The sequence below is a fragment of the Algoriphagus machipongonensis genome (genome assembly GCF_000166275.1).
Lineage (GTDB): Bacteria > Bacteroidota > Bacteroidia > Cytophagales > Cyclobacteriaceae > Algoriphagus > Algoriphagus machipongonensis.
Genome location: NZ_CM001023.1, coordinates 2,249,430 through 2,273,898 on the forward strand (window position 1 = coordinate 2,249,430; position 24,469 = coordinate 2,273,898).

General features: G+C 37.1%; 19 protein-coding genes. 9 read left to right on the plus strand and 10 right to left on the minus strand.

Annotated features, from left to right (window positions below; translation table 11 throughout):
• Window positions 1-3: 3 nt before the first annotated feature.
• Window positions 4-1,311 carry a UDP-glucose dehydrogenase family protein gene (locus tag ALPR1_RS09460; protein ID WP_008200221.1) on the plus strand — a complete coding sequence of 436 codons (1,308 nt, stop codon included), beginning with the start codon at window positions 4-6 and terminating at the stop codon, window positions 1,309-1,311.
• A 45-nt stretch (window positions 1,312-1,356) separates the two neighbouring features.
• Window positions 1,357-2,760 carry a UDP-glucose 6-dehydrogenase gene (locus ALPR1_RS09465; RefSeq protein WP_008200222.1) on the plus strand — a complete coding sequence of 468 codons (1,404 nt, stop codon included), beginning with the start codon at window positions 1,357-1,359 and terminating at the stop codon, window positions 2,758-2,760.
• 224 nt (window positions 2,761-2,984) lie between these two features.
• Here ALPR1_RS09465 and ALPR1_RS09470 read toward each other — a convergent pair whose 3' ends face one another.
• The 3 genes from ALPR1_RS09470 to ALPR1_RS09480 all read right to left on the minus strand — a co-directional run bounded on the left by ALPR1_RS09470 (window position 2,985) and on the right by ALPR1_RS09480 (window position 6,209).
• A complete protein-coding gene (locus ALPR1_RS09470) occupies window positions 2,985-4,685 on the minus strand; it encodes a capsule assembly Wzi family protein (RefSeq protein ID WP_161599228.1) in 1,701 nt (566 codons plus the stop codon).
• An 86-nt stretch (window positions 4,686-4,771) separates the two neighbouring features.
• On the minus strand, window positions 4,772-5,473 hold the full coding sequence (locus ALPR1_RS09475; protein ID WP_008200224.1) for a sugar transferase: 702 nt from the start codon (window positions 5,471-5,473) through the stop codon (window positions 4,772-4,774).
• Between the two features lie 46 nt (window positions 5,474-5,519).
• Window positions 5,520-6,209 (minus strand): sugar transferase, encoded by a 690-nt coding sequence (locus tag ALPR1_RS09480; RefSeq protein WP_008200226.1) that lies wholly within the window; start codon window positions 6,207-6,209, stop codon window positions 5,520-5,522.
• A gap of 279 nt (window positions 6,210-6,488) precedes the next feature.
• Here ALPR1_RS09480 and ALPR1_RS09485 point away from each other — a divergent pair, with 279 nt between their 5' ends.
• The 6 genes from ALPR1_RS09485 to ALPR1_RS09515 all read left to right on the plus strand — a co-directional run bounded on the left by ALPR1_RS09485 (window position 6,489) and on the right by ALPR1_RS09515 (window position 16,322).
• Window positions 6,489-7,646 (plus strand): MraY family glycosyltransferase, encoded by a 1,158-nt coding sequence (locus ALPR1_RS09485; RefSeq protein ID WP_008200227.1) that lies wholly within the window; start codon window positions 6,489-6,491, stop codon window positions 7,644-7,646.
• A gap of 131 nt (window positions 7,647-7,777) precedes the next feature.
• On the plus strand, window positions 7,778-8,917 hold the full coding sequence (locus ALPR1_RS09490) for an aminotransferase class I/II-fold pyridoxal phosphate-dependent enzyme (protein ID WP_008200228.1): 1,140 nt from the start codon (window positions 7,778-7,780) through the stop codon (window positions 8,915-8,917).
• Window positions 8,918-8,971: 54 nt separating this feature from the next.
• Complete coding sequence (locus tag ALPR1_RS09495; RefSeq protein WP_394330545.1) at window positions 8,972-9,535, plus strand: sugar transferase; 564 nt, start codon at window positions 8,972-8,974, stop codon at window positions 9,533-9,535.
• 297 nt (window positions 9,536-9,832) lie between these two features.
• Window positions 9,833-11,743: a polysaccharide biosynthesis protein gene (locus ALPR1_RS09500; protein WP_008200230.1), complete on the plus strand. Its 1,911-nt coding sequence runs from the start codon at window positions 9,833-9,835 to the stop codon at window positions 11,741-11,743.
• A gap of 1,547 nt (window positions 11,744-13,290) precedes the next feature.
• The gene (locus tag ALPR1_RS09510) at window positions 13,291-14,868 is read left to right on the plus strand and encodes an NAD(P)/FAD-dependent oxidoreductase (protein ID WP_008200235.1); all 1,578 of its coding nucleotides are present in this window, start codon (window positions 13,291-13,293) and stop codon (window positions 14,866-14,868) included.
• Between the two features lie 83 nt (window positions 14,869-14,951).
• A complete protein-coding gene (locus tag ALPR1_RS09515) occupies window positions 14,952-16,322 on the plus strand; it encodes an exonuclease domain-containing protein (protein ID WP_008200237.1) in 1,371 nt (456 codons plus the stop codon).
• Here ALPR1_RS09515 and ALPR1_RS09520 read toward each other — a convergent pair.
• Together ALPR1_RS09520 and ALPR1_RS09525 are read right to left on the minus strand one after the other, a co-directional pair.
• Window positions 16,305-16,865 carry a GNAT family N-acetyltransferase gene (locus tag ALPR1_RS09520; RefSeq protein ID WP_008200238.1) on the minus strand — a complete coding sequence of 187 codons (561 nt, stop codon included), beginning with the start codon at window positions 16,863-16,865 and terminating at the stop codon, window positions 16,305-16,307. The two genes, ALPR1_RS09515 and ALPR1_RS09520, sit on opposite strands and share 18 nt — an antisense overlap.
• Complete coding sequence (locus tag ALPR1_RS09525; RefSeq protein WP_008200240.1) at window positions 16,866-17,990, minus strand: pyridoxal phosphate-dependent aminotransferase; 1,125 nt, start codon at window positions 17,988-17,990, stop codon at window positions 16,866-16,868.
• 200 nt (window positions 17,991-18,190) lie between these two features.
• On the opposite strand from ALPR1_RS09525, the gene ALPR1_RS09530 reads away from it, so the two are divergent.
• Window positions 18,191-18,982, plus strand: coding sequence for a hypothetical protein (locus tag ALPR1_RS09530; RefSeq protein ID WP_040302712.1), 792 nt, complete (start codon window positions 18,191-18,193; stop codon window positions 18,980-18,982).
• Window positions 18,983-19,027: 45 nt separating this feature from the next.
• Here the strand turns inward: ALPR1_RS09530 and ALPR1_RS09535 are convergent, their stop codons facing one another.
• The 5 genes from ALPR1_RS09535 to ALPR1_RS09555 form a co-directional block, all read right to left on the minus strand.
• A complete protein-coding gene (locus ALPR1_RS09535; RefSeq protein WP_008200244.1) occupies window positions 19,028-20,209 on the minus strand; it encodes an MFS transporter in 1,182 nt (393 codons plus the stop codon).
• Window positions 20,206-21,228, minus strand: coding sequence for an L-glyceraldehyde 3-phosphate reductase (mgrA, locus tag ALPR1_RS09540; protein ID WP_008200246.1), 1,023 nt, complete (start codon window positions 21,226-21,228; stop codon window positions 20,206-20,208). Before mgrA ends, ALPR1_RS09535 begins: the two co-directional genes overlap by 4 nt.
• A 276-nt stretch (window positions 21,229-21,504) precedes the next feature.
• On the minus strand, window positions 21,505-22,416 hold the full coding sequence (locus ALPR1_RS09545) for a DUF5996 family protein (RefSeq protein ID WP_008200248.1): 912 nt from the start codon (window positions 22,414-22,416) through the stop codon (window positions 21,505-21,507).
• Between the two features lie 40 nt (window positions 22,417-22,456).
• Complete coding sequence (locus ALPR1_RS09550; protein WP_008200250.1) at window positions 22,457-23,149, minus strand: SIR2 family NAD-dependent protein deacylase; 693 nt, start codon at window positions 23,147-23,149, stop codon at window positions 22,457-22,459.
• Window positions 23,150-23,218: 69 nt separating this feature from the next.
• Window positions 23,219-24,460, minus strand: coding sequence for a carboxypeptidase-like regulatory domain-containing protein (locus ALPR1_RS09555; protein ID WP_083796146.1), 1,242 nt, complete (start codon window positions 24,458-24,460; stop codon window positions 23,219-23,221).
• Window positions 24,461-24,469: the final 9 nt, after the last annotated feature.

The following is a 24,469-nucleotide window of genomic DNA, read 5'->3' on the forward strand; positions in this document are numbered from 1 at the left end:
ACTATGAATATTTCAATTTTTGGATTAGGATACGTTGGCTGTGTTAGCTTGGGGTGTTTGGCTAAAAATGGTCACAAAGTTGTTGGTGTAGACATTAATGATACCAAAGTTGGCATGATTAATTGTGGTATTGCAACAATTGTTGAAAAGGATATTGACCTTATTATTAAGGAAGAATTTGAAAATAATAGTATCAGTGCAACTACCAGTGCAAATAAGGCCGTATTAGAAACAGAGTTAAGTATAATTTGTGTAGGTACTCCATCCTCACCACAGGGCCACCTTAACTTGTCATATATTTACAAAACAGCTGAGCAGATAGGTGAGGCCTTGAAAAATAAAATTGATTTCCACACTGTTGTAATAAGAAGTACTGTTTTACCTGGGACAAATAAAAAAATTGGAGAAATTATAGCTCAATTTTCAGGTAAGAAAAGAGGTGAAGGATTTTCCGTTGTCTCTAATCCTGAATTTCTAAGAGAAGGTACTGCAGTCAAAGATTATTATAACCCAGCAATCACTGTAATAGGAGGTGATCATGAAGTCGCACTTTCAAAAGTTTCATCACTTTACGATGAGTTGGAAGCTCCAATTGAAATCACTGATATTGAAGTTGCGGAAATGATAAAATATGTAAACAACAGTTTTCATGCACTAAAAATCACTTTTGCAAATGAAGTCGGTAATATAGCAAAATCTATGGGAATAGATTCCCATAAGGTAATGGAGCTCTTCTGTAAGGATACACATCTAAATATTTCTCCGGCTTATTTCAAACCTGGCTTTGCCTATGGTGGATCTTGCCTACCAAAAGACCTAAAAGGTCTAGTTACATTAGGGCATGATCAATATGTTGCTACACCGGTTTTAAGTGGCGTGCATGAATCTAATGAACACCAAAAACGTTTAGCATTTGAACTAATTGCTAGAACAGGAAAAAAGAAGATTTGTTTTATAGGCTTGTCATTCAAAGAGGGGACGGATGATTTAAGGTATAGTCCTTCAGTAGATTTGGCTGAAAAATTAATAGGTAAAGGTTATCAATTGACGATTCATGATGAAAATGTACACCTATCCAAATTGATAGGTGAAAACAGATCTTTTATTGATGAACATATGCCACATTTATCTGAATTGATTGAAGAAGATCCAAAGAAGGCAATCGAGGATTCAGAAATAGTTTTGATTAATCATAGAAATTTTGATGCAACTAGATATTTGGATATCCTAAAAGAGAAACCTTGCCTAATTGATCTTGTAAGAATTCCCGAGCTTGAAGAGTTACCTAACTATGAAGGTCTATGTTGGTAAATATAAATTTCCCGAAATTTTAATTGTTTTATATTTTTTTTAGAAATGGAAAAAAAGAAAATCACAAAAATCTGTTGTATAGGAGCTGGATATGTCGGTGGTCCAACTATGGCCGTTATTGCGCAAAAATGTCCTCATATTCAAGTCACTGTGGTGGATATCAATCAGGCCAGAATAGATGCCTGGAATGATGAGAATCTAGAAAATCTTCCAGTATATGAGCCTGATCTTGATCAGGTAGTAGCCGAGGCCAGAGGGCGAAACTTATTTTTTTCAACTGAAGTGGATACTGTCATCAAAGAAGCAGAAATGGTGTTTATCTCAGTAAATACCCCTACAAAAACCTATGGAGAAGGAAAAGGGCAGGCTGCAGATCTGAAATGGATCGAATTATGTGCCCGACAGATCGCTGCGGCTTCAGACTCCGATAAAATAGTAGTAGAAAAATCTACTTTACCAGTTCGTACTGCAGAAGCAGTTAAAGACATCCTTAGAAATACAGGGGGAGGAGTAAAGTTTCAGATTCTTTCCAATCCAGAGTTTTTGGCTGAAGGCACTGCAGTAGAAGATTTACAACAGGCAGATCGGGTCTTGATCGGTGGGGAAAACTCTCCTGAAGGAAAGGAAGCTATTCAAGCTTTAGTAGATATCTATGCTCACTGGATTCCCAGAGAGAAAATCCTAACAACGAATGTTTGGTCTTCTGAACTTTCAAAGTTGACAGCTAATGCAGTACTAGCACAACGTGTTTCCTCTATCAATTCGCTTTCGGAATTATGCGAAGCCACCGAAGCGGATATTGATGAAGTATCTAGAGCAATTGGGGCTGATAGCAGAATTGGAAAGAAATTCCTAAAGGCTTCTGTAGGTTTTGGTGGATCTTGTTTTCAAAAGGATATTTTGAATCTGGTTTACATCAGCAGATCTTATGGATTGACTGAGGTAGCCGATTATTGGGAACAGGTAATTAAAATGAATGATCACCAAAAAGGAAGGTTTGCCAAGAAGATTATCAAATCATTATATAATACTGTCAGTGGTAAAAAGATCGCCTTTCTGGGCTGGGCTTTTAAGAAAGACACCAATGATACCAGAGAGTCTGCTGCTATTTATGTGGCCGATCATTTACTTAATGAGAAAGCAATTATTTCTGTATATGACCCTAAGGTAAAGGAGAAACAGATTCAGTTTGACTTAAACTGTCTTCAGACTCGTTCTGAGGAAGAAAATAGATCATTGGTGAATGTGGAAGTAGATCCTTATGAAGTTTGTAAAGATTCGCATGCAGTCGCAATTTTGACAGAATGGGATGAGTTTAAAACCTATGATTGGCAAAAAATCTATGATTCCATGCTCAAGCCTGCTCAAGTTTTTGATGGTAGAAATATTTTAGATCATGAAGCTCTAAGAAAAATAGGATTTAGGGTTTATGCAATTGGGAAATCGTGAATAATTTTCAGAGATCGGTAAACAGTTGGTAATAGGGAGCAGTAAGTTTCCTAAGCTTTACGATTAGCTGTATCTTTGAAAAAATCTTTCAAATAAGATATAACTTTCTAGGGGCAAGATTACTATATACTCGATAATCCAGGACCAAGCTAATTATTATCGAGTCTGGGCCATTTTGAAGAAAGTAAAGCCCTCCAAAATATTGGAGGGCTTTTTTTCAGTTTTTAGAGCAGATAAATCAAGGACAAATTCATTGAAAAATTTCCATTCTTGTCAGTCCCTGTGGAAAATCCATCTTGATTCAGATTTTCAATTAGAAAATTATTATTGTAAGAGGTAGTTATTCCCATGGAGCTCTTTAGCAAGAATTTTTCAAAAGAATTAGAGTAGTTTACAAAAAATGAATTGTCAATCCATGGGTCCACATTCATCCCAGCAGTATTTGCAAACTCATAAAAGTTAGGTTGGTTTTCAAATCTTTCCATCCTGATAGATATTTCTTCAAATCCATCATAGATCCCTACTTGGATTAAATAGGAGTTCCCACTAATTCCTGTATTAGATCCCAATAACTGCCCCTCATGGGTCCAACCATGATTCACCTGAACATTGTCAAAAGCACCCAAACCGCTATTACTAAGTCCCTGTCTATTAGGCCATCGGATAATATTATTAATACTAAATTCACTTTGAGTAATTTCTCCCTGGAATCCTAAAGAGTATTTATTAGGTAGTTTAATATATTTACTAAAACCAAGCTGAAATGCCCGGCTATGTTCTATGTTCATTAACAAATCTCTCCAATTTAAAGGATGGTCATTTCGAGAAAATTCAAAATAGATTTCAGCTTTGGCAGAAGAGACCAAGTATCGGGAAAAGACGGATACATTTTGATCCTGTCTCAAATTCAGGCTTTCTATCAGCCCTTCTTCTTCTTTTTGGAAAGGGGCAAATAAGGGGAAAAAAGATTTGAAATTATCTGCCATATCATCCCTATAAATCTGAAAACCTCTTGTCCCTCCAATTGACAATCCAGGAATCCATTTAGGACTATAAGAAATTGTCAATCCGGTAAAATATCTCCAACTCGACTCATCTTTTTCTCCAAAGACAGTTTGGAAATTGCCATCCGAAAAATGTGTGCTTTCAGAGGACTTTAATTGCCCTGCCCAGTAGATTCCTTCAAAATTTCCTAAGAAGGTTTTTAGAGGTTTTGTACTTTGAAGCCTAAAATGGTAGAATCCTGGAGCATTATCACTAAGAATCAGTGATGTGAATTGACCTGGCCCTGCCCAAATATTTTCAGAAGAAAGGCCCAAAAATATTCCTCCCAAATAGGCACCCACATGGGAATTTCCCAAATTAATATTTGAAATTGATCCTGTTCCATACCTCACAGGCTTATCTATCCCAAATACACTTCTACTTAATCGTCTAAAATATTCATTTGGGGCTTTAGAAGGATATTCTTCAAATTCTTTATTCTGGGCATAATGAAAATTTGGGTTGAATTGAACAGAAAGCTTTCCTAACTTTAGGTGAAAACCTGTTGAAAAAATCGTTTGTAGGCCCACATTGGAAAGTAATTCAGAATTTTCCCAACCATTTGGAGTGGAGCTATTGTAGGTAGCAAGCAATTGAATAGGGATAGCCGTAATCCGTAATTTTGCATTCTTGCTTTTGATGAATGAAGGTTTAGTTATGATGCCAATGCTAGAATCTGCCAAAAATGCCGAGCTGAATTCCGGAAAAGCTTTTTCAATAGCAAAAGGCCTCACATTAAAACTCAGGGAACTGTTAATTTTTCCTTGGATTTGTTCTCTCCTTAAGTACTCATAGTGCTGACTAAAGGAAAGAGGGAGGTTTTGACTAAAGGACTGAAAACCAAAAGTTATAAAAAAAGGTAGGAGAAAAATCTTTCTCATAGAAATCATTTTAGGTATCACAGTTTGCTAAAAAAAAGCATTTCATTTGAAATGCTTTTTCGATTAATGAAAATACTGTTTTTTTTCTAATGGGCGTTCTCGTTATCAGTAAGAATGGATACAAACGTCATCCAAATTATTTTTAAATCTAACAATGGATTCCAAGTCTTTATGTAATACATGTCCAGCTTATACCGGAAATACATTGTATTTGAAATTTGAGTTTCCCCCCTATATCCTTTAGCTTGAGCCAATCCTGTAATTCCAGGTTTTACAAGATGACGATTATAGAATCCAGGGATTTCCTTTGCACTTTTTTTATTTAAAATTATTCTTTGTGGCCTAGGCCCCACTAATGACATGTTTCCATAAATGACGTTTAATATTTGTGGCAACTCATCAATGCTAGTTTTTCGTAAAATCTTACCTAACCTGGTAATCCTAGGATCATCTTTAGTTGCTTGTTTTAAGTCAGCTTCTTTATTTACAACCATAGATCGGAATTTATAACACTTGAATTTTGAATTGAAAATCCCATTTCTTTCTTGGCGAAAAAAAACTGGGCCAGGTGATTCCAATTTTATCAAAATTGCAATGATCGGAAACAGCCAAAATCCAATAAATGCCATAAAAATGAAGCATCCAACAAGATCAATAGCACGTTTTAAAGAGATATTAAACCAATTATAATGCGGAGAAACTTGTATTTCCTCACTTAAATTATTGAGTTCATATGAATCTTGATATTGGGGGGAATTTATATTTTTATTTGATAAAAAATTATTCATGATAATTTTATTGTGGTTGGTTGTATGTGGTTTTACTATTTATTATTCAATATGATTTATTGTCTCCAAATACTATTGAATCTATCGTCATCCAAATTAATTTTAAGTCCATAAAAGGATACCAGTTTTTCAGGTAATACATATCTAGTTTATGTCTAAAATAAATTGAACTGATAGATTTTGTTTCTCCTCGGTATCCTTTAGCTTGTGCAAGTCCTGAAATTCCAGGTTTAACCAAATTTCTTTTAGCGAAACCTACTATTTTATCTTCGAGCTCATGATATTGTAATGGTATTAATGGTCTTGGACCAACTAAAGACATGTTTCCATAAATTACATTCATAAATTGTGGAAGCTCGTCCATGCTGATTTTTCTTAAAAACTTTCCGATTTTTGTAACTCGAGGATCATTTTCGGTTGCCTGTTTAATGTTTGCTTCACTATTGACGACCATTGTCCTGAATTTATAGCAATGGAATAATTTTCCATTTAAGCCAACTCTTACCTGCTTAAAAAATATAGGCCCCTTCGAGTCAATTTTAATTAATAACCCCACTAATGGAAATAACCAAAATCCACAAATTAAGAAAAATAGAGAGGCCCCAAATAAATCTCCAAATCTTTTCAGAGTTAAATTTCTCCAATTGAAATCTTTCGAGATAAATTGATTATTCTCAATTTGTGATCTAACAAATGCCGAATTATCGCTGAAATTTTCTCGTAAATAGTTCGTCATAAATCATTGGATGGTAGTGAAATAACTATAGAAATAAGGTTGTTTTGGAATTTAAAGGTCGATATTTTTGTCATCTCTTCAAAAAGAAGCCTTAAATTTTTGTAAATACACAAAATTGTATTTTATAATTTAATTTTTTCAATTTTCTCAGAATTTATAACTTTGTAGTTAATAGCTGTTCAAATTTGTTGCCATTTTGATCGTATATTCGTCTTTATGAAAAGTGATTTAGATTTTAGGAGCAATTTTTGAGTAAATCAGCTTAAACCAACTATTTATATGTATTATTTCATAGCATTTTTAACATCCTTAGCCACTGGTGTTCTTTTTTTTCCCGTGCTTATTAAAATTTTGAACAGATTTGATATTGCAGATTCCCCAGGTGGTAGAAAAATTCATCAGAATGTGGTGCCCTCCATGGGAGGTGTTGGCTTTTTCCTAGCAGCAGCAATAGCTCTTGCCATTTGGGGGTGGCAATTTAATTTTCCGGACATGCGCTATTTCTTAGGAGGTATTGCAATCATGTTTTTTGTGGGCTTAAGAGATGATATCGTAGAATTAAGAGCTTCAAGAAAACTTCTTGGACAATTAGTATCTGTTTTATTGGTTGTCATAGTAGCAGATATTAGAATTACCAGTTTTCACGGATTTCTTGGTATTAACGAACTAAACCTCGCAGGTAGTTATTTGTTTTCAGCTTTGGTTTTACTGGCTTTAACCAATGGGTTTAATTTGATTGATGGGCTGGATGGTCTAGCCGGTACAATTGCGATTATTTCTTTCTCCTTTTTAGGAGCTTGGTTTTATTATCAAGGAGTAGAGAGTTATGCATTGATCAGCTTCGTTTTCCTAGGAGGGGTATTTGCATTTTTAGTTTTCAACTGGCATCCAGCAAAAATATTTATGGGAGATACGGGCTCATTGACTCTGGGCTTTACTCTAGCTACATTGATCATTGCATTTATGGAGGTAAATGAGGCTTTGCCTGCAGGGAGTAATTTGAAATTTGAGAACACATTTTCTGTTTCCGTAGCACTGATGATCTTCCCATTATATGATATGGCTAGAGTCTTTACCAGAAGGATTTCCCAAGGAAAAGGACCCATGGTTCCAGACAAATCACACGTTCACCACTTCTTGATGAGAATGGGATTAAAGCATAATCAAGTTGCTTTTATATTAGGTTTTTTGCAGTTAGTGATAATTTTTTTGACGATTGCGTTAAAAGATTTTTCGGATCATTTAGTGCTTCCAATTATTTCTTCCATCGTAATTTATCTAGGCTGGAGACTAGATAAAGTCACAGTAAAATATGTGAAAAAGAAAGTAGATTTAGCTCCTAGGGTTCTGGAAATCAGAGAATTAAATAAAAGAAAAAAGAAAAGAATTTTATTGGATAAAGAGAGTTTTAAGGACAGCACAATCAATATGAATTGATCCGTATTTCTTCCCAATAATTTAAAATTAGCCCGAAAGGGCTTTTTTTATTAACAGCCCCTAAATCGGTTTTGGTTGGGTTTTTGACTGATAAGTGGTATGTTTAGAATTGAAATCATAAGCTGATTTGAATGGCGTACCGTATTCCTCTCTCTTTTCCTGTTTTTGAAGGCAATGAAAAACTATATTCAGAGCAAGCAATTAGCTCTGGACATTTAGCTACATATGGTGCTTTCATCGATAAGTTTGAGACCAAACTTGCCAAAAAAATCAAATCACATGAAGCTGTTGCTCTAAACTCCGGAACTTCGGCATTGCATTTGGCGATGGTTCTTTTAGGAATAGGTCCCGGAGATGAGGTGATTTGCCAATCTTTTACTTTTTGTGCATCTGCCAACCCCATTGTTTATTTAGGAGCCAAACCCATTTTTGTAGATAGTGAAACAGATACCTGGAACATTTCCCCAGAACTTCTTGAAGATGCGATCTTAAGTAGAATTGCTGTTGGTAAGAAACCCAAAGCCATTGTTCTTGTGCACTTATTTGGGATGCCTGCAAAAATTAAGGAGGTGATGGAGATTTCTCAAAAATATCAGATTCCTGTAATTGAGGATGCCGCGGAAGCTGTGGGAAGTAAAGTGGATGGGCAATCATGTGGCACATTTGGAACCATTGGTGTCTATTCTTTTAATGGTAACAAAATCATCACCTCGGGTGGTGGCGGTGCTTTACTTTCAAATGATACGGAAATAATCCAGCGAGCAATTCATTTATCTACCCAAGCGAGAGAAGATTTACCTTATTATCAGCATTTAGAAATAGGTTATAATTACAAAATGAATAACCTTTCTGCAGCGGTGGGATTAGCACAATTAGAACAATTGGATACCTTGGTAGAGAAAAGGAGAAAAATCAATGCTGCATATAGAGAAATTTTTTCCAGGTTTGACGGTTTTACTTTTCAAGAAGAATTGGAAGACTCCTGGTCAAACTACTGGTTAACCACCGTGTTGATCGATGAAGAGAAAGCAGGAATTAGCAATGATAAAATTCGGGTTCTTCTAATGAGAGAGGGAATTGAAACAAGGTTTCTTTGGAAGCCCCTTCATTTACAGCCTGTTTTCAGAGAAATGCCCTTTTATGGAGGCAATATTTCGGAGAAATTATTTAATTCGGGACTTTGTTTACCGAGTTCTGTCAATTTAGAGTATTCAGAGCTAGAGGAAATAGCTTACTTGATTGAAAAGGAAATTTCAAAAAGTTATCATTAAGTGACATATAGCAATTTTTGGAAAAGAGGATTAGACATTTTTATGTCTTGCACCATGTTACTAGTGCTTTCACCAGTATTTATTTTGTTGTGGGTTATTCTCAAATTTCACCATAAGGGCACAGCTTTTTTTGCACAAGCTAGACCAGGAATGAATGGAAAGGTTTTTTATATCCTGAAATTTAAGACCATGTCTGATGCTGTTGATGATCATGGTAACCTATTACCTGATGAACACAGGATAACTTGGATAGGAAAAGTTATCAGAAATACATCATTAGACGAGATTCCTCAATTGATTAATGTGATCAAAGGAGATATGAGTATGGTTGGACCAAGGCCTCTTTTAAGAGAATACCTCGTCTTGTATTCCAAGGAGCAAAGTAGGAGACATGATGTGAGGCCAGGAGTCACAGGTTGGGCTCAAATTAATGGTAGGAATGCGATTTCTTGGGAAAAGAAATTTAAATATGACCTCTGGTACGTAGATCACTATAATTTTTTACTGGATTGGAAAATTCTTTTTATCACCTTATTTAATGTCCTTTTAGGAAAAGGGATAACTCAACAAGGGCATGTGAGTTCGGGTAAATTCCAAGGAAAACAAGTGAAAGCTTAAATCCAGGAATAATAAAATTGAGGAAAAACCACCTTGATTTGATCTTGATAGCTTTCAGCAGGAATTGCCAATATTTGCAATAAATCCTAAACCCAATTTATTTTTAATTCTTTTTACTCAAAAAATGATGAACTGCATTTTTGATTTTATGAATAATGCAAAATAATATTGGAATAATTTGAAATTCAGATAAGGTTCTTTGGGAGAAACATAATAATCTTCGTAATTTGTGATATATTTGAGGATTAGTTTAAAAATGTTTGATTTTAACCGTTAGCCTTTGAACCAACCTTTACTATGAATTTTTTGACTCGGCTAAAAATCCTCCCTAGATGGATTATAGCCACTTTGGACTCTTTCATCTTGCTGCAATGTGCACTTTTTGGATATTTGGTGCGATTCAACTTTGAATTGTCTCTGATCGAACAAAATGATGCTTTTGCAGGATCCTTTACTTTTATGGTAGGAGGGCTCTTGGTAATGCAAAATACCAGGAGTTATGAAGGTATTGTTAGGCATACTGGGTTTAGAGATGGTTCCAATATTTTTAAAACGGTTATCATAAACTTTGTATTATTTCTCTTCTTGAATTTTTTTCATGGGAATTTCCTGAATGATAGATTTCTATTACCTACCTCCGTTCTGATCATCGCTAGTTTATCGGCCATGTTTATGCTGATCTTCTATAGACTATTGGTAAAGGAATTGTTCGTCTATCTGAAAAATGGAATTACGGAGCAAGAATTAAAGAATGGAATCATTTTCGGAGCTGGTGAGGCAGGGATCATTGCTCAAGAAGCCATCAAAAGGGATAGTAAAAGTCTTTTCAATACGGTTGCATTCTTAGATGATGATCCTAAAAAGGAAGGTAAAAACATAGATGGGAAAAGGATATTTCGCGGGTTGACTGATCTTGAAAGGTTAGTGAAACAGCATAATATAACTGAATTGATAATTGCTGTGAGGGATTTATCTATGCAGCGGAAAAATGAAATTATTGATGAATGCCTTCGCTTAAAGGTTTCTGTTTCTATAGTCCCACCAGTGGATCAGTGGATAAATGGTGGTTTAACTGCAGGTGCGATTCGTGAGATAAAAATTGAAGATTTATTAAGCCGAGAGCAAATCAAATTAGACAATCCACGAATTCAAGAGGATTTGATGGGGCAAGTGGTTTTGGTGACTGGCGCGGCTGGTTCCATAGGTTCAGAGCTTTGTCGACAAATATCCCATTACGATCCTAAATTGTTGATTCTTTTGGATATTGCGGAATCAGCTCTTTATGATGTAGAACAGGAGTTTAAAGAGAAATGGCCAGCTTGCCCAATTAAAATTATTTTGGGTGATGTGAGGAATAAAAAGAAAATGAAGGAAGTCTTCAGATCTTTTAAACCTCAGGTAGTATTCCATGCAGCTGCATACAAGCATGTGCCTATGATGGAGAATTATCCAGAGGAAGCTGTTCATGCTAATGTCATGGGAACAAAGATTCTTGCAGATCTTTCCGTATTAACGCAGGTAGACAAATTCGTTTTCGTTTCCACGGATAAAGCTGTTAACCCAACAAATGTGATGGGGGCTAGTAAGCGAACTGCAGAAATGTATGTTCAGGCGCTGAATGAATACCTAGAAAGAAATCATAAAAAGTACCATACCAAATTTATTACCACTCGATTTGGAAATGTCTTGGGATCAAATGGTTCAGTAATCCCATTGTTTAAAAAGCAGATACTTCATGGTGGTCCGATTACAGTGACCCATCCAGATATCACTCGATACTTTATGACGATTCCTGAAGCCTGCCAGCTGGTATTGGAGGCAGGTGTCATGGGTGAAGGTGGAGAGATTTATGTATTTGATATGGGTGAACCTGTAAAAATCTTAGATCTAGCGCAGAAGATGATTCAACTTTCAGGCAAGAAAGTAGATCAGGATATCAAAATTGTGTTTTCAGGATTAAGAGAGGGAGAGAAATTGTATGAGGAGTTATTGAATGACTTTGAAACAGTGAAAATCACGCACCATCCAAAAATAAAAATTGCTCAAGTAGCTCCGGTAGCTTATCATAAAATTGATGGCCAAATAGAATTCTTCTTGGAATTGATAGGTAAAAATTCTGAAAATGATTTGGTAGGCCATCTTAAAGTTATTGTTCCAGAATTTATTTCAAACTCCTCAAGGTTTGAGGTACTGGATAGATTGAATTAATTTTTTAGCCAGTAACCTACCTCGGGTAGGTAGGCCTTTAACTTTTTCATATTCAATAGGCATTTTCAACCTCGGAAATAGCGATTGTCTTTCTAATTTAATCCTTCGCCGAGGGAATTGGGTTTTATTCTTTTTAACATGGGTTTCGCCAAAGCTTCACCCATGGCTAATTAACTTTCGCCCCTTCAGGGATTGATATTTGTGCTGGATCTCCAGTAGCTGGGCTTTCCATCTCGACCTGGTCTGTGTCTTCACAGACCATTTATGATTTTTAAAAAAGTTCCTCGTTGTCCTGCTTCTCCAGAAGCTGGACTATCTATCGTTCATCGACATCTTGCTGGCGAAATGTTTTCGTATCCGAGAGACGATTTCGGGCCAGCGCTGGGGATTCATGTTCTTTTTGATACCTAGGGTTAAAACCCTAGGTTATTGAAATCTTTGACCCCTATGGGGTCTGTCCAAAAAACGTCACTTTGCCTGTGCGAGGGGCTGTCGCAGCCGCGGGGCAGGCTGTTGGCTTTATGCGGGAGAAGCTTTGCTGCGACAAAGGCTTTTGCCAACTTTTGGCCTTCAAAAGTTGGAAGAGAATTAATTGTGCAGAATTGAAAATTATTTTTTACAATTTTTATATTTCCTTTTCCAATATGCTAGGATCTCCTTTTCGGTTTTCAGGACTTCTTGCTGGCAAAAACTTTACATCTCCGCTTGAAAATCCCGGGCAAGGGCTGGGGGATTGATAATCTTATTTTTACCTAGGGTTGACCCCAATATATATCGGGGCCTAGGCCCTGCCTACCGGCAGGCAGGTATGAAGCTTTGCCCCCGATGGGGTCTTTTAATTTCATCTTTCGTCAAATCCTAAATCCAACAATAAATCCCCCTAACCCCCTTTAAAATCGACTTTCATCCAATCAAAATTCCTTCTCCAAGGGGGAGTCAGATTCGTTTCCAATAATCAAAACTTATCTGCCGTGGCAGAACTAACAACCAACAACCTACAACTTCCCACCAAGCTCCGGTAGGCAGGCCTTAGCCTAGTTGTCCTGCTTCTCCAGAAGCAGGACTATCATGCTGTGGTGTTTCTCTAGTAGCTGTACTATTCATGCATCACCTACATCTTGCTGGCATAATGTTTCTGTCTCCGTATGACGAGCCCGGGCCAGCGCTGGGGGATTAATAATCTTATTTTTACCCAGGGTTGACCCCGATAATTATCGGGGACTAGGCCCTGCCTACCGGCAGGCAGGTATGAAGCTTTGCCCCCCTATGGGGTCTTTTAATTTCATCATTTGTCAAATCCTGAATCCTACACAAAATCCCCCTAACCCCCTTTAAAATCGACTTTCATCCAATCAAAATTCCTTCTCCAAGGGGGAGTCAGATCCGTTTCCAATAAATTACCTCCAACTTTCCACTTCTCACCTCCAACTCCTATCATTAGTCTCTTCAAACAGCACTACTCATTTATACATCTCAAATCAAAAACCTTTCACCCATTACCATAATCCTAGCTATCTTTGTGAATATTTAAGGATAAAAACCTTACCATGAAGAAAGAATTTACCCTTCAACTACGGCCTGAAGAGGCCTTTGATCCCAAAACTTTTCAAGAAACTCTTCTCAAAAAAGCAGGTCTATCCATTGACACGGAGGAAGCAATTGGTCGACAGGTTAAAAGGTCAATCGATGCCCGTGGACGTCAGGTAAAAGTGAATGTTAAAGCAGAACTTTTTATCAAAGAGGAAGTACCACCTCTTTTGGATTACGAGTCCACATATCAAAACACCTCTAATTCGGATCCTATTATTATAGTGGGAGCAGGGCCTGCAGGTTTATTTGCTGCATTAAGGGCAATAGAACTAGGAGTGAAGCCCATAGTTCTTGAGAGGGGTAAAGATGTAAGAGCCAGACGTAGGGATTTGGCATCGATTACCAAAGAGCATATTGTCAACCCTGAATCTAATTATTGTTTTGGAGAAGGTGGAGCTGGTACCTATTCTGATGGGAAATTATACACCCGCTCCAAAAAGAGAGGGGATATTAAAAGAATCATGGAAATCCTCGTAGCTCATGGTGCTACTGAGGAAATATTGGTGGATGCACACCCTCATATTGGCACAAACAAGTTGCCCGTTTTAGTCACTGAATTAAGAAAAACTATTCTTGATTATGGAGGAGAAATTCATTTTGATTGTAGAGTCGATGATCTAATCATAGAAGGAGATGAGATCAAAGGAATTGTCACTCAAAATGGAGATAAGATAAAAGGACTAGGCGTTATTTTGGCCACTGGGCATTCAGCCAGAGATATCTTTGAATTGTTAAATACACGAAAGGTTTTAATCGAACCTAAACCATTTGCACTGGGTGTCAGAATCGAACATTCTCAAAGTCTGATTGATAAAATTCAATACCATTGTAATGGGGATAGAGGTTCCTATCTACCAGCTTCTGCCTACTCCCTAGTCACACAGACAAATTTCAAAGGGGTACAAAGAGGAGTCTTTAGCTTCTGTATGTGTCCTGGTGGATATATTGTCCCTGCAGCTACCTCTCCAGGCGAGCTCGTTGTCAATGGGATGAGCCCTAGTCGAAGGGATAGTAAGTTTGCCAACTCTGGAATCGTAGCATCTGTAGAGCTTGAAGATATTCCTGAATATCAGAAATTTGGTCCCTTGGCTGCGATGAAGTTTCAAGCGGATGTGGAAAAAAGTGCCTGGAAGGCAGGGGGGGAGACTCAAACAGCCCCCGCACAAAGAATGGTGGATTTTGTGCAAAATAGAACTAGTTCTACTCTACTGGAGACTTCTTATCAACCAGGGTTGAATTCAGTGGATATGAGAGCGGTTCTACCTGATTTTATTTCAGCTAGACTAGCCATGGCATTCAAGTCCTTTGGACAAAAAATGAAAGGTTACTTTACCAATGAATCTCAATTGATTGGGGTAGAAAGCAGGACTTCTTCTCCCGTAAGAATTCCTAGAAATCGGGAGACTTTTGAACATTTAGAGTTGAAAAGACTTTATCCATGTGGGGAAGGAGCTGGATATGCAGGAGGAATCGTTTCAGCGGCAATGGATGGCGAGCGCTGTGCAGAAAAGTTGATCGCTACCTATGTGAGATAGGGGTTTCTTTTAAGTTTCATTCCCATGTTTGCCAGTTAATGACAATCGTCATTGCTTAATAAGACATTTGATTACTTTGCAATATGGAATTTGCCATTGTAGATATTGAAACAACCGGAGGTGCCGCATCAACTTGTGGTATCACTGAAATTGCAATTCTTATCCATGATGGGGAGAAAGTCATAGAGGAGTTTGAATCCTTGATCAATCCAGAGCAGGATATTCCTACCTATATCACGGGTTTAACAGGGATAGATAATTCCATGGTCTCTGACGCACCTACTTTTGAGGAGTTGTCCGATAAACTTTGGGATTTACTCCATGGTAGGGTGTTCGTAGCTCACTCAGTCAATTTTGATTATGGTTTCGTAAGAGCCTGTTTCAATGCTATTGGAAGGGAATTTAAAGTAGATAAACTATGTACCGTAAGGCTGGCAAGGAAAATTATTCCTGGTCTTAGTTCGTATAGTTTGGGGAGAATTTGTGAAACTCAAAAAATACCGATTTTAGCACGCCATCGAGCTATGGGGGATGCTAGAGCTACTGCAATTCTTTTTGACCAAATGCTGAAAAAAGATTCCCAGACTGTTTTTCAGGCACTCAAAAAAAATAGTGGTGAGGCATTTTTACCTCCTAATTTCCCGATTACCAAGTATAGAAAAATACCAGAGGCTTGTGGGGTTTACTATATGATGAATGAAAAAGGGAATGTAGTTTATGTAGGCAAAGCGATTAACATAAAAGAGCGGTTTAAAAACCATTTTTCAGGACAGTTGCTTCCTAGTCTCAAGCAAAAACTTAAAGAGGAAGTGGTAGATTTGAAATGGGAAATCACTGGAACTGAATTTTTGGCTTTACTACTTGAGGCTCTGGAAATCAAAAGGATATGGCCTAAGTACAATAATGCTTTAAAACTTCCCAAGACCATGTGGGGATTATTTCACTATGAGGATAATTCAGGTTTTAGTAGATTTCAAATTGCTAAAGTGACCAAGCATCTAAGACCCTTAGAGTCATTTTTTTCATCCGATGAGGCACACGCTTTTTTAAAAGAGGCCATAGATAATTTCGATTTATGCCCTCGGCTATGTGGCATTAGAAAAGCTGCATGTAAGCCTGGAGATTATAATAGCTGTCAGGGAGAATGCTTTTCTCAATCCAAACCGAATGATTATAATTTGAGGGTGGCAGAATTGGTCGCTAGAATAAAAGAAAGCCAGAAAGAAATCTTACTGACTATTCCAGGCAAATCAGAAGAAGAATATGCCGCCTGTGTTTTTGATCGAGGAATATTAAGTAAATATGGCTTCTATTCGGATGCAAGCCTTTCTGAAACAGAAATATTGGGAAAATTAGAACCGGTACCCTCTGTGCCTGAGACTTTTTATATACTAAAACAGTTTATACCCACATTTAAGCCAGAACAAATCAAGGTTTTAGATTCTGTTTTGTGATTTAATCAACTTCCATTCCTGGGGAAGAATACTGTAATAAATCGTATCTCTTCTTCTTCCTTTAGTCATTAATGTGTGGCTTCTTAAAATTCCTTCTTCCACAGCCCCAAGTTTTTTTAATGCATACCTAGCTGGAAGGTTCAATACATCAGTTTTGATTTCCACTCTTTCCAATGCTAATTTCTCAAAGCAATAGTCTAGCATCAGAAGCTTCATTTCTTTATTGATTCCAGTGCCATGGAATGCCTCTCCCAACCAGGTCCAACCTATTTCCAATCTTTTATCCTGGGAAGAGAAATTCCCGAAAGCAGTTGAACCTACTAATTCTCCACTTGTTTTTTCAACCACAGAAAATTGGAGTCTTTGGCCATCCATTGCTGGTTTAGCCCATTCCAAAAAACCACATTCAGTGCTCAAATCTTGAGTAAACCAAGTCCACATTTCTGGATTCTTACATAGTTTTTGAAGGGAAACAAAATCCTGCTCAGATAAAGGTCTAAGCAGGATTTTTTCATTTTCTAATCGTAATGTTGATGGAATCATTTAGCCAAACACTTCTTTTAAAGTTGAATTGAATAAGGAAACCTCCTCTAGGGTGCCTGTAGAAATTCTACACCAGTCGTTGAGAGGAGGGAAAGGACGTCCGATGATAATACCCTTATTGGCGAATTCCTCATTTAGCTGGATTATGTCTCTTCCGGTATGGAAAAATAAGAAATTCGTATGTGACTCGAGGTATGGAAGCTTCAATTCATCCAAGGTTTGAGTAATCATTTGTTTGGTATCCTTGGCTTTTGAAACTGAGAAATTGTAAAAATCTGTATCCTTCAAAGCAGCTTTTCCTGCCTCAATGGCCATAATATTTGTATTAGCAACTACACGATCTCTTAATTTATTTGCGATTTCAGGCTTAGCAATCAAATATCCCAATCGGATACCAGCCAAGCCATATACCTTGGAAAAGGTTTTCGAAACAATCACATCTTTCCCCTCTTTTACCAATTCCAGCATGGAAGGGTAATTTGGCTCTGTGATGTAGTCATAGTAGGCTTCATCAGAAAAAACGATTGCTTTTTTGCTCACTGTTTCACAAAAGTCGCGAACACGATCGGCCGGCAATAGTTTCCCTGTGGGATTGTTAGGGTTACATAGGAATACCAATTTCGTCTTGGATGACACTCGTTTTTCAATTTCATCCAAATCAAAATCCAAGTCCTTTGTTAAGGGGACCCAATTGATGTCTGTTCCCCAAAGTTCAGAATAGGTCATCATGGTTAGAAATGTAGGGGAGCATGAAATAATTTCTCCACCGGAGCCAAAAGTGATTCCAGTGATTTTTAATCCTTCGGTGGATCCGGCAACCAATACGATATGATCTTCTGGAACACCCTCTTTTTCGGATAGCATTTTGACCAAATCACTATTGTAACTCCATGGATACCTACAACCAAGATCAAAGTGAGATTGCATGGCATTCCTTACAGATTCTGAAGGTCCGTAAGGGTTTTCATTTGAACCTAGGCGAATAGGATTGTCCAATTTTCTAGGATTGTACTTTCGGATTTCAGCTGCTGTAAGTGAATTTGTCAGTTCTGAGACTCCAAATAAAGCCAAACTACTCCCAAGTGAAGCTCTTTTTATCCATGATCTTCTTGATATTCCTGTCATTTTATTTTGGGTTTATTTATTAATATTCCAAGTAGAGCAATAATCCTTTAGAAAAAATACATTTTCTGTCCTACTTTATTAAAATTAGCTTTTTTGCCGAAATAATCAATAAAAAGAAATAATCTCTCTTATATGAGGATTCTAACAGAATTATTTTTTAAATTATAGTGAAGCACAATTTACCCTAAACCCAAATGACTATGAAAAAGATTGTTCTATTTTTAATTTTTGGATTATTGATGGCTGGAGGAATTCGTGCCCAGCAAACTCAATATTTGGTATTTGATTTCATCAAAGTAGAAGATGATCAGATCTTTGATTACATCGAGTTTAAAGACCTTATGGAAAAGGTTTATAGACAAGCATTGACAGATGGAAAAATTCAAGGATGGGATTTTTGGTCCCTTCAATCTGGAGCTGATCAGGAAGCATTCCAGTACATCATGATTACCTATTACAATGATCCTGTAAATATGATGAATGGTCTTGATGAATCGGCCATGATGGATTACACAAAAATAGCCTATCCACACCTGAATGATGCTCAAGTAGCGAACTTGTTTCAAAATGCTTTAGACATCAAGGATACACCTATGAGGCTTTATATGAAGGAAATTGTCGGTACAAGTGATGATTTTCAAATGAAACCTGGTGTTCTTGCCTCCTTTGATCTAATGAAAGCTAGAGAGGGGATGTTTGAAGCCTATGAGCAAGCCGAAATGGAAGTCTTTAGGCCTATCCATCAAAATAAGATTGAACAAGGTATGATGGGACACTGGAGCTTTTTGAGGACTGCACTTCCTCTTGGCTCTCAGGCAAAATCCACTCATTTAACCATGAATATGTATAAGGATTATATGCAGTTTTTCAATTCTCAGGAATATGAGGATATGAATCAGTCTGTAGCACAACAAAAGGCAGTAAATGAAGGTTTAAACTCTAGAGACCAAAAATGGGTTTACCTTGCTACATTAGAAAATGTAGTTCGATAGTCCGGTTTGACTATTTAATTGGAAGAGGCTTCTTAGCCTCTTTTTTTATGTCAATAGGTTAGGCTTTTGGAAAAGTTTAAATAAAAATAAGCCGATTAAAGGCCCTATTCCCAATAAAGCGAGCATTTGATTCACCGGAATCCAGTTTAGCAAGTATTGACCAACTTGTATACTTACAATGCTTAAAGCAAACCCCAAGCAATTTACTAATGTCAAGGCAGTGCCTTTGTATTTTGCAGGAACTGAATGAGAAACCAAAGTCGAAAACTGGGGGGAATCTGCAGTTACTAGAATTCCCCAGGCCAGCAGAAAAATAATCCAGAAAAAGGATGGGAAGGAAGGAACAAAGAAAGCTAGAAGACAACAGACACATGAACCGAGTAAAGCAAAAAGGGCAATATTTTTACTGCCAAATTTCGTAGATAAAATACCCCCGAAAACACATGAGACTCCACCGATCGCAATGATCAGAAAGGATAAAAAAGAAACTTGATTTTGGGGAAACTCCTCTCCATATAAAAAGCTGATAAATATCGGTACGAATGCCCAAAAGGTATATAGCTCCCACATATGGCCGAAATAGCCGGATGCAGCACTTTTAAGTGAAGTAATTCTACTCAGTTTAGGGATTAAGCTAATTTCAAATTTTTGGTTTTTCTTTCTAAAGGGGCCGTCGGAAACAAATAGATAAATCAATAGCCCACCAATAATCGCTAAAACCGAAGTGCATATAAAAATAATCTTCCAAGATAGCTGAAGGTCTAAACCTTGGATTAAATGGGGGAATGCAGTCCCTAGCACTAAAGCTCCAACCAAATAGCCTAGAGCAGTTCCCAAGCCCTTTTCGAAGTAATCGGCTGCAATTTTCATCCCAACTGGATAAATTCCAGCCAAAAAGACTCCGACAAAAAACCTGCAAACGAGTATGAATTCAATCTTCAGCGGAAGAAATATGATCATCAAATTACTTGCAGAAGCTAGGATAGCACTAGTCAAAAATACTTTGATGGGGGAAAATCTATCTGGAATTGAAAAAAGAGCATAGAAAAAAGTGCCTGAAATAAAACCAAACTGTACAGCAGATGTAATAGGGGCCAATAAAGAATTGTCCTCTAAAAGCTGACTTAATTCTGGTACTACGGCATTTCCTGCAAACCAAAGAGAAGTGCCAAGAAATTGAGCTAGAACGATCAATGTCAAGGCACTTCGGTTGGAGGTTACTTTCATGAAGCTCCGATAAGGGATTTTATCTGAGTGATTTCTGCAGGGCCAAATGTTGAATTGGCAATAGCTTTAACATTATCATCAAGTTGTTCTGGCTTTGACACACCCACCAAAACTGATGTGATTCTAGGGTCTTTTAGCAGCCATGCTATCGCCATTTGTGCCAAAGTTTGATCCCTAGTTTGGGCAATGTCATTCAACTTACTGACCATTTTTATTTTCTCTTCAGAGATTTGGTCTGGCTTCAAGTACCTCCCGTCTTTTGCTGCCCGAGAATTTTCTGGAATACCTTTCAAATACTTATTGGTCAATAAACCTTGTTCTAAAGGTGAAAAAGCAATGCTTCCAATTCCTTTGTCACCCAAAACATCCATTAGACCATTTTCAACCCAACGATCCATCATACTATACCGAGGTTGATGGATCAATAGGGGCGTTCCCATTTTCTCAAGAATTTCATAGGCTTTAACCGTGTCTTCTGCACTGTATTGAGAAATCCCAACATATAAAGCCTTTCCTTGTCTTACAATTTGGTCCAAAGCACCCATGGTTTCTTCTAAAGGCGTTTCAGGATCAGGTCTGTGATGATAAAAGATGTCTACATAATCAAGTCCCATCCTTTTTAGACTTTGGTCTAAACTAGCGATCAAATATTTTTTTGAACCAAAATTCCCATAAGGTCCTGGCCACATATCCCAACCCGCTTTGCTGGAAATTAGTAACTCATCCCGGTAAGTAAGAAAGTCTTTTTGAAAAATTCTTCCGAAATTTTCCTCAGCAGCTCCGTATGGAGGGCCATAATTATTTGCAAGATCAAAGTGGGTGATCCCCAAGTCGAAAGCTCTTCTTAAAATTTTTCTTCCTAAAGTAAAGTCTGAATTATGACCGAAATTATGCCATAAGCCAAGGCTGATTTCAGGTAATTTTAATCCACTATTTCCGCACTTTCTGTATTTCATCTGATCATATCTCTTCGGATCAGCGTGATAAGTAGGAAGTGGATTGTGGTCATTAATTTGCATAGAATCTGGATTATTGGGTGTATGTAAAGTAAATAGTTACCAAAATAGTTGAATCAGTCCTAAAACTAGCAAGTTCAAGAGGCTTTTCCTGAATTTAAAACACCAATCTTTCTAATAAAAACCTAGGGCTTCTGAAATGGTCTTCATTTCTGGGTTAGCAGGAACAAATTAAACTTGCCCCATGAAAGTCTTTCAGTTCAAGTCAATGCCTAATCTGAAAAACCACTTTATTTAGTCAGTTAGAATTTCAAAAACTATTTGGATTTAAATCCAAAATCAAATTTCGTTTGCTCTATTTGCTTCAAGCTCTTTTCTATTCCATTCAGCAAGGTTTGCGCAGGCCTCATAGCTGCTTTGTAAAAATGATAGTAAAGTTTCTTTTGGGGAGTCAGATTTTTGAACGACATCGTATGGCAAAATAAATCTGTCCAATTCATCTTTCCATTCTGCAGCCTCAGGACTTACTTTTTGATCCTTAATAGATGGGAGTGTAGGTTTCAATTGAGTAAAAAAACAGGGATTGGGAAATGTCAAGTTTCCTGGCATAAATCCCACATTAAAAACTTCCTGAGCATTCAAATCATTTTCACCTTCAGTATTTTCTGGTGAGGATATAGGTTTTCCAGAATATCTTGAATAACTCAAATCAAAAGAGTTCCAAAAAAAATGAACAGGACTTTGTTTGCCAATAAACCCACTTCTGAAATTAGTAAGTACATTTTGAGTGTGCACCAATACCTTCCAGAATTTCTGCACTTCATTGGCTTGGTAAGGGACTTTTTTTGTGTTTTTAGAAAATGGAATAGCGCCTATTACTTCTTCCGGCATGTCGTCTATTGTAACTTCTATACCTAAGAATTCAAGTTTTTCCATTAGCATTTCATAAAAACTTGCTACGGTTTGTCCACCTAAAGAAAAGCGGTCTCTTGTTCCTGAACTAGTTTTGATTTTCAGCTCATGATGAATAAAATCAAACATGATTTCAAAAATTCCATTTTCATAAGGAATGGAATTAGTTGTCAGCCCTTGGTAGTTAACATGCAACGCACCATGCCAGGAATGATTTTGCCAAGGTGACTTTTTTAGTTTTACCTTCCCCACAATCTGGATCCATAAATGAAGCAGAGAAATGGTATCCTTACTTTCATTAAATTGAAATACAGGCCAGGTTGATTTTTTGGATGCCATATGTAAAAATTAGATTTAAAAAAGATTTTCTGGGCTGTAATTATTCTTCTAAAATAACATTTTCTAGTTCCTTCATTCCATCGCTGGCCTTTTTTTCTATACAAATAACACTTGGATCTAGTTTATAATCTGGGATCTGTAGGTCGATCAAGAATTTTTTGGCTGTAGAAGGTACATATTCTATAATGCTTGCGGCAGGGTAAACCTGTAAAGAAGTACCTATCACTAAAAAGATATCTGCCTTTGCGGCTTCCTCGATAGCATCAGACATTTTCGGCACCATTTCCCCAAACCAAACAATATGAGGTCTTAATTGACTTCCCAATTCACATAGTTGCCCTTCCTTGATTTCCCAATGATCCAATGGATAAACTAAATCAGGGTTAAAGCTACTTTGGGCTTTGTTAAGTTCCCCGTGAAGATGAATTACCTTTGAAGACCCTGCTCTCTCGTGAAGATCATCGACATTTTGTGTAATTATAGTGATGTCGAATTTATCCTCTAACTGAGCTAATTTTATATGAGCAGTATTAGGTTGACATTCTTGTGCTTGTTTTCTGCGGAGGTTATAAAACTCCTGTACCAAAGCTCTGTTCTTATTCCAACCTTGAGGCGAGGCAACTTCCATGATATCATGGTTTTCCCAAAGGCCGTTACTATCCCGAAAGGTTTTGATTCCACTTTCTTGAGATATACCCGCCCCTGATAGTACTACAAACTTCTTCTTACTCATCTTATTAATTTTTGAAGTTTAAAAATTTCAAGATTTGTCAACTTTCTGTTAAACGAAAATCATTGGAATCTATTTCCCTCTGATGGGTACGTAATCCCAAGGCATAAGATCACCCACTCTTTCCCAAGCCATATATTCCTCTACCATGATTCCAAGTGGGTCATCAAAACTCCCGGAAAAAAATATTTCTACTTTTGGGTCAGTTATTCTTAATCTCGAAATTTGAGGTGATTTTTTATCTCTTCCTGCAGATGCTCCCACGTATTCTCTGGGTAAAGTTTCGTTAAGGTAGGTGATATGAATTTGATCCTCAAATAGGATAAAAACCCTTCCGTTTTCATGCCTGTCTAGAAGTTTTTCAGGGTCTAATTCATTTTGATCTAGGATCTCAATTTTGTCTGAAAGATGTGCTTTAGATAAAAAATGTGTCTGAATGCTGTCTTTTACTTCTAGAGATGTGCTGGTTTTGAAAATTAACCGCGCCTCATCCATTTCGGTTTTGGTTGGTTTTTCAGGATTGGGAATCTTTTTTAGTCTTCTCACAACAAAACCTTCATCTTGACTAATTCCTAAATATAGGCTATGAATAAAATGCTGTAAACTGCCGTTGTATGCCTCTGCTCTGTTTTTAGCTATTTTTTTCTGTTTGCTTTTACCCAGATCCTTATAAGGAATAAATAGGGGATAGCCTTTGTATAGGATGGTTTCCTCTTTAAAATTGTACTGAAAGTCAACCAATAGAAATTCTACTTTGTAGCCTAAATTAGGATTGTCAAGTAGAATGGGCTCTTTTGCACTTACCTGTAAAATATTAGGGTTAGTATCTCTATCCAGAAGTAATTTTTTTTCGTTTTCTATGACTACTTCACGACCATTTTTTGAGGAACCAATAAAATACCATTTAAAATACTCCAAGTTTCTGTACCAAATTGGATCTCTTTCTACTTCTAATTCTATTTCCTCAAGTTCTTGATCCATAGTATTTAACTGAACCTGATATCCACTTGCTGGAAGTTCATTTGTGTTTATAGAGAAGTTGACTGATTCGTAACCCAGCATCCTCACAATCACATCGAAGCTTCCGTCTGGGATTTTTAAAGAGAATTTACCCTCTTCATCAGCTGTAACTCCTAATGTGGTGTTGGTAAGAAAAATACTCGCATAAGGAATAGGAGCCTTGGTGCCATATTCCAAAACTCTTCCTTTTAAAGTGTTTTGAGCTTTCAAAAGAATTGGGGAAAGCCCTAAAAAAAAGACCAAAATCAGGTATTGAAACACTGGTTTTGGTCTTTGATATAATCTCATTGTCATAAAATAAGA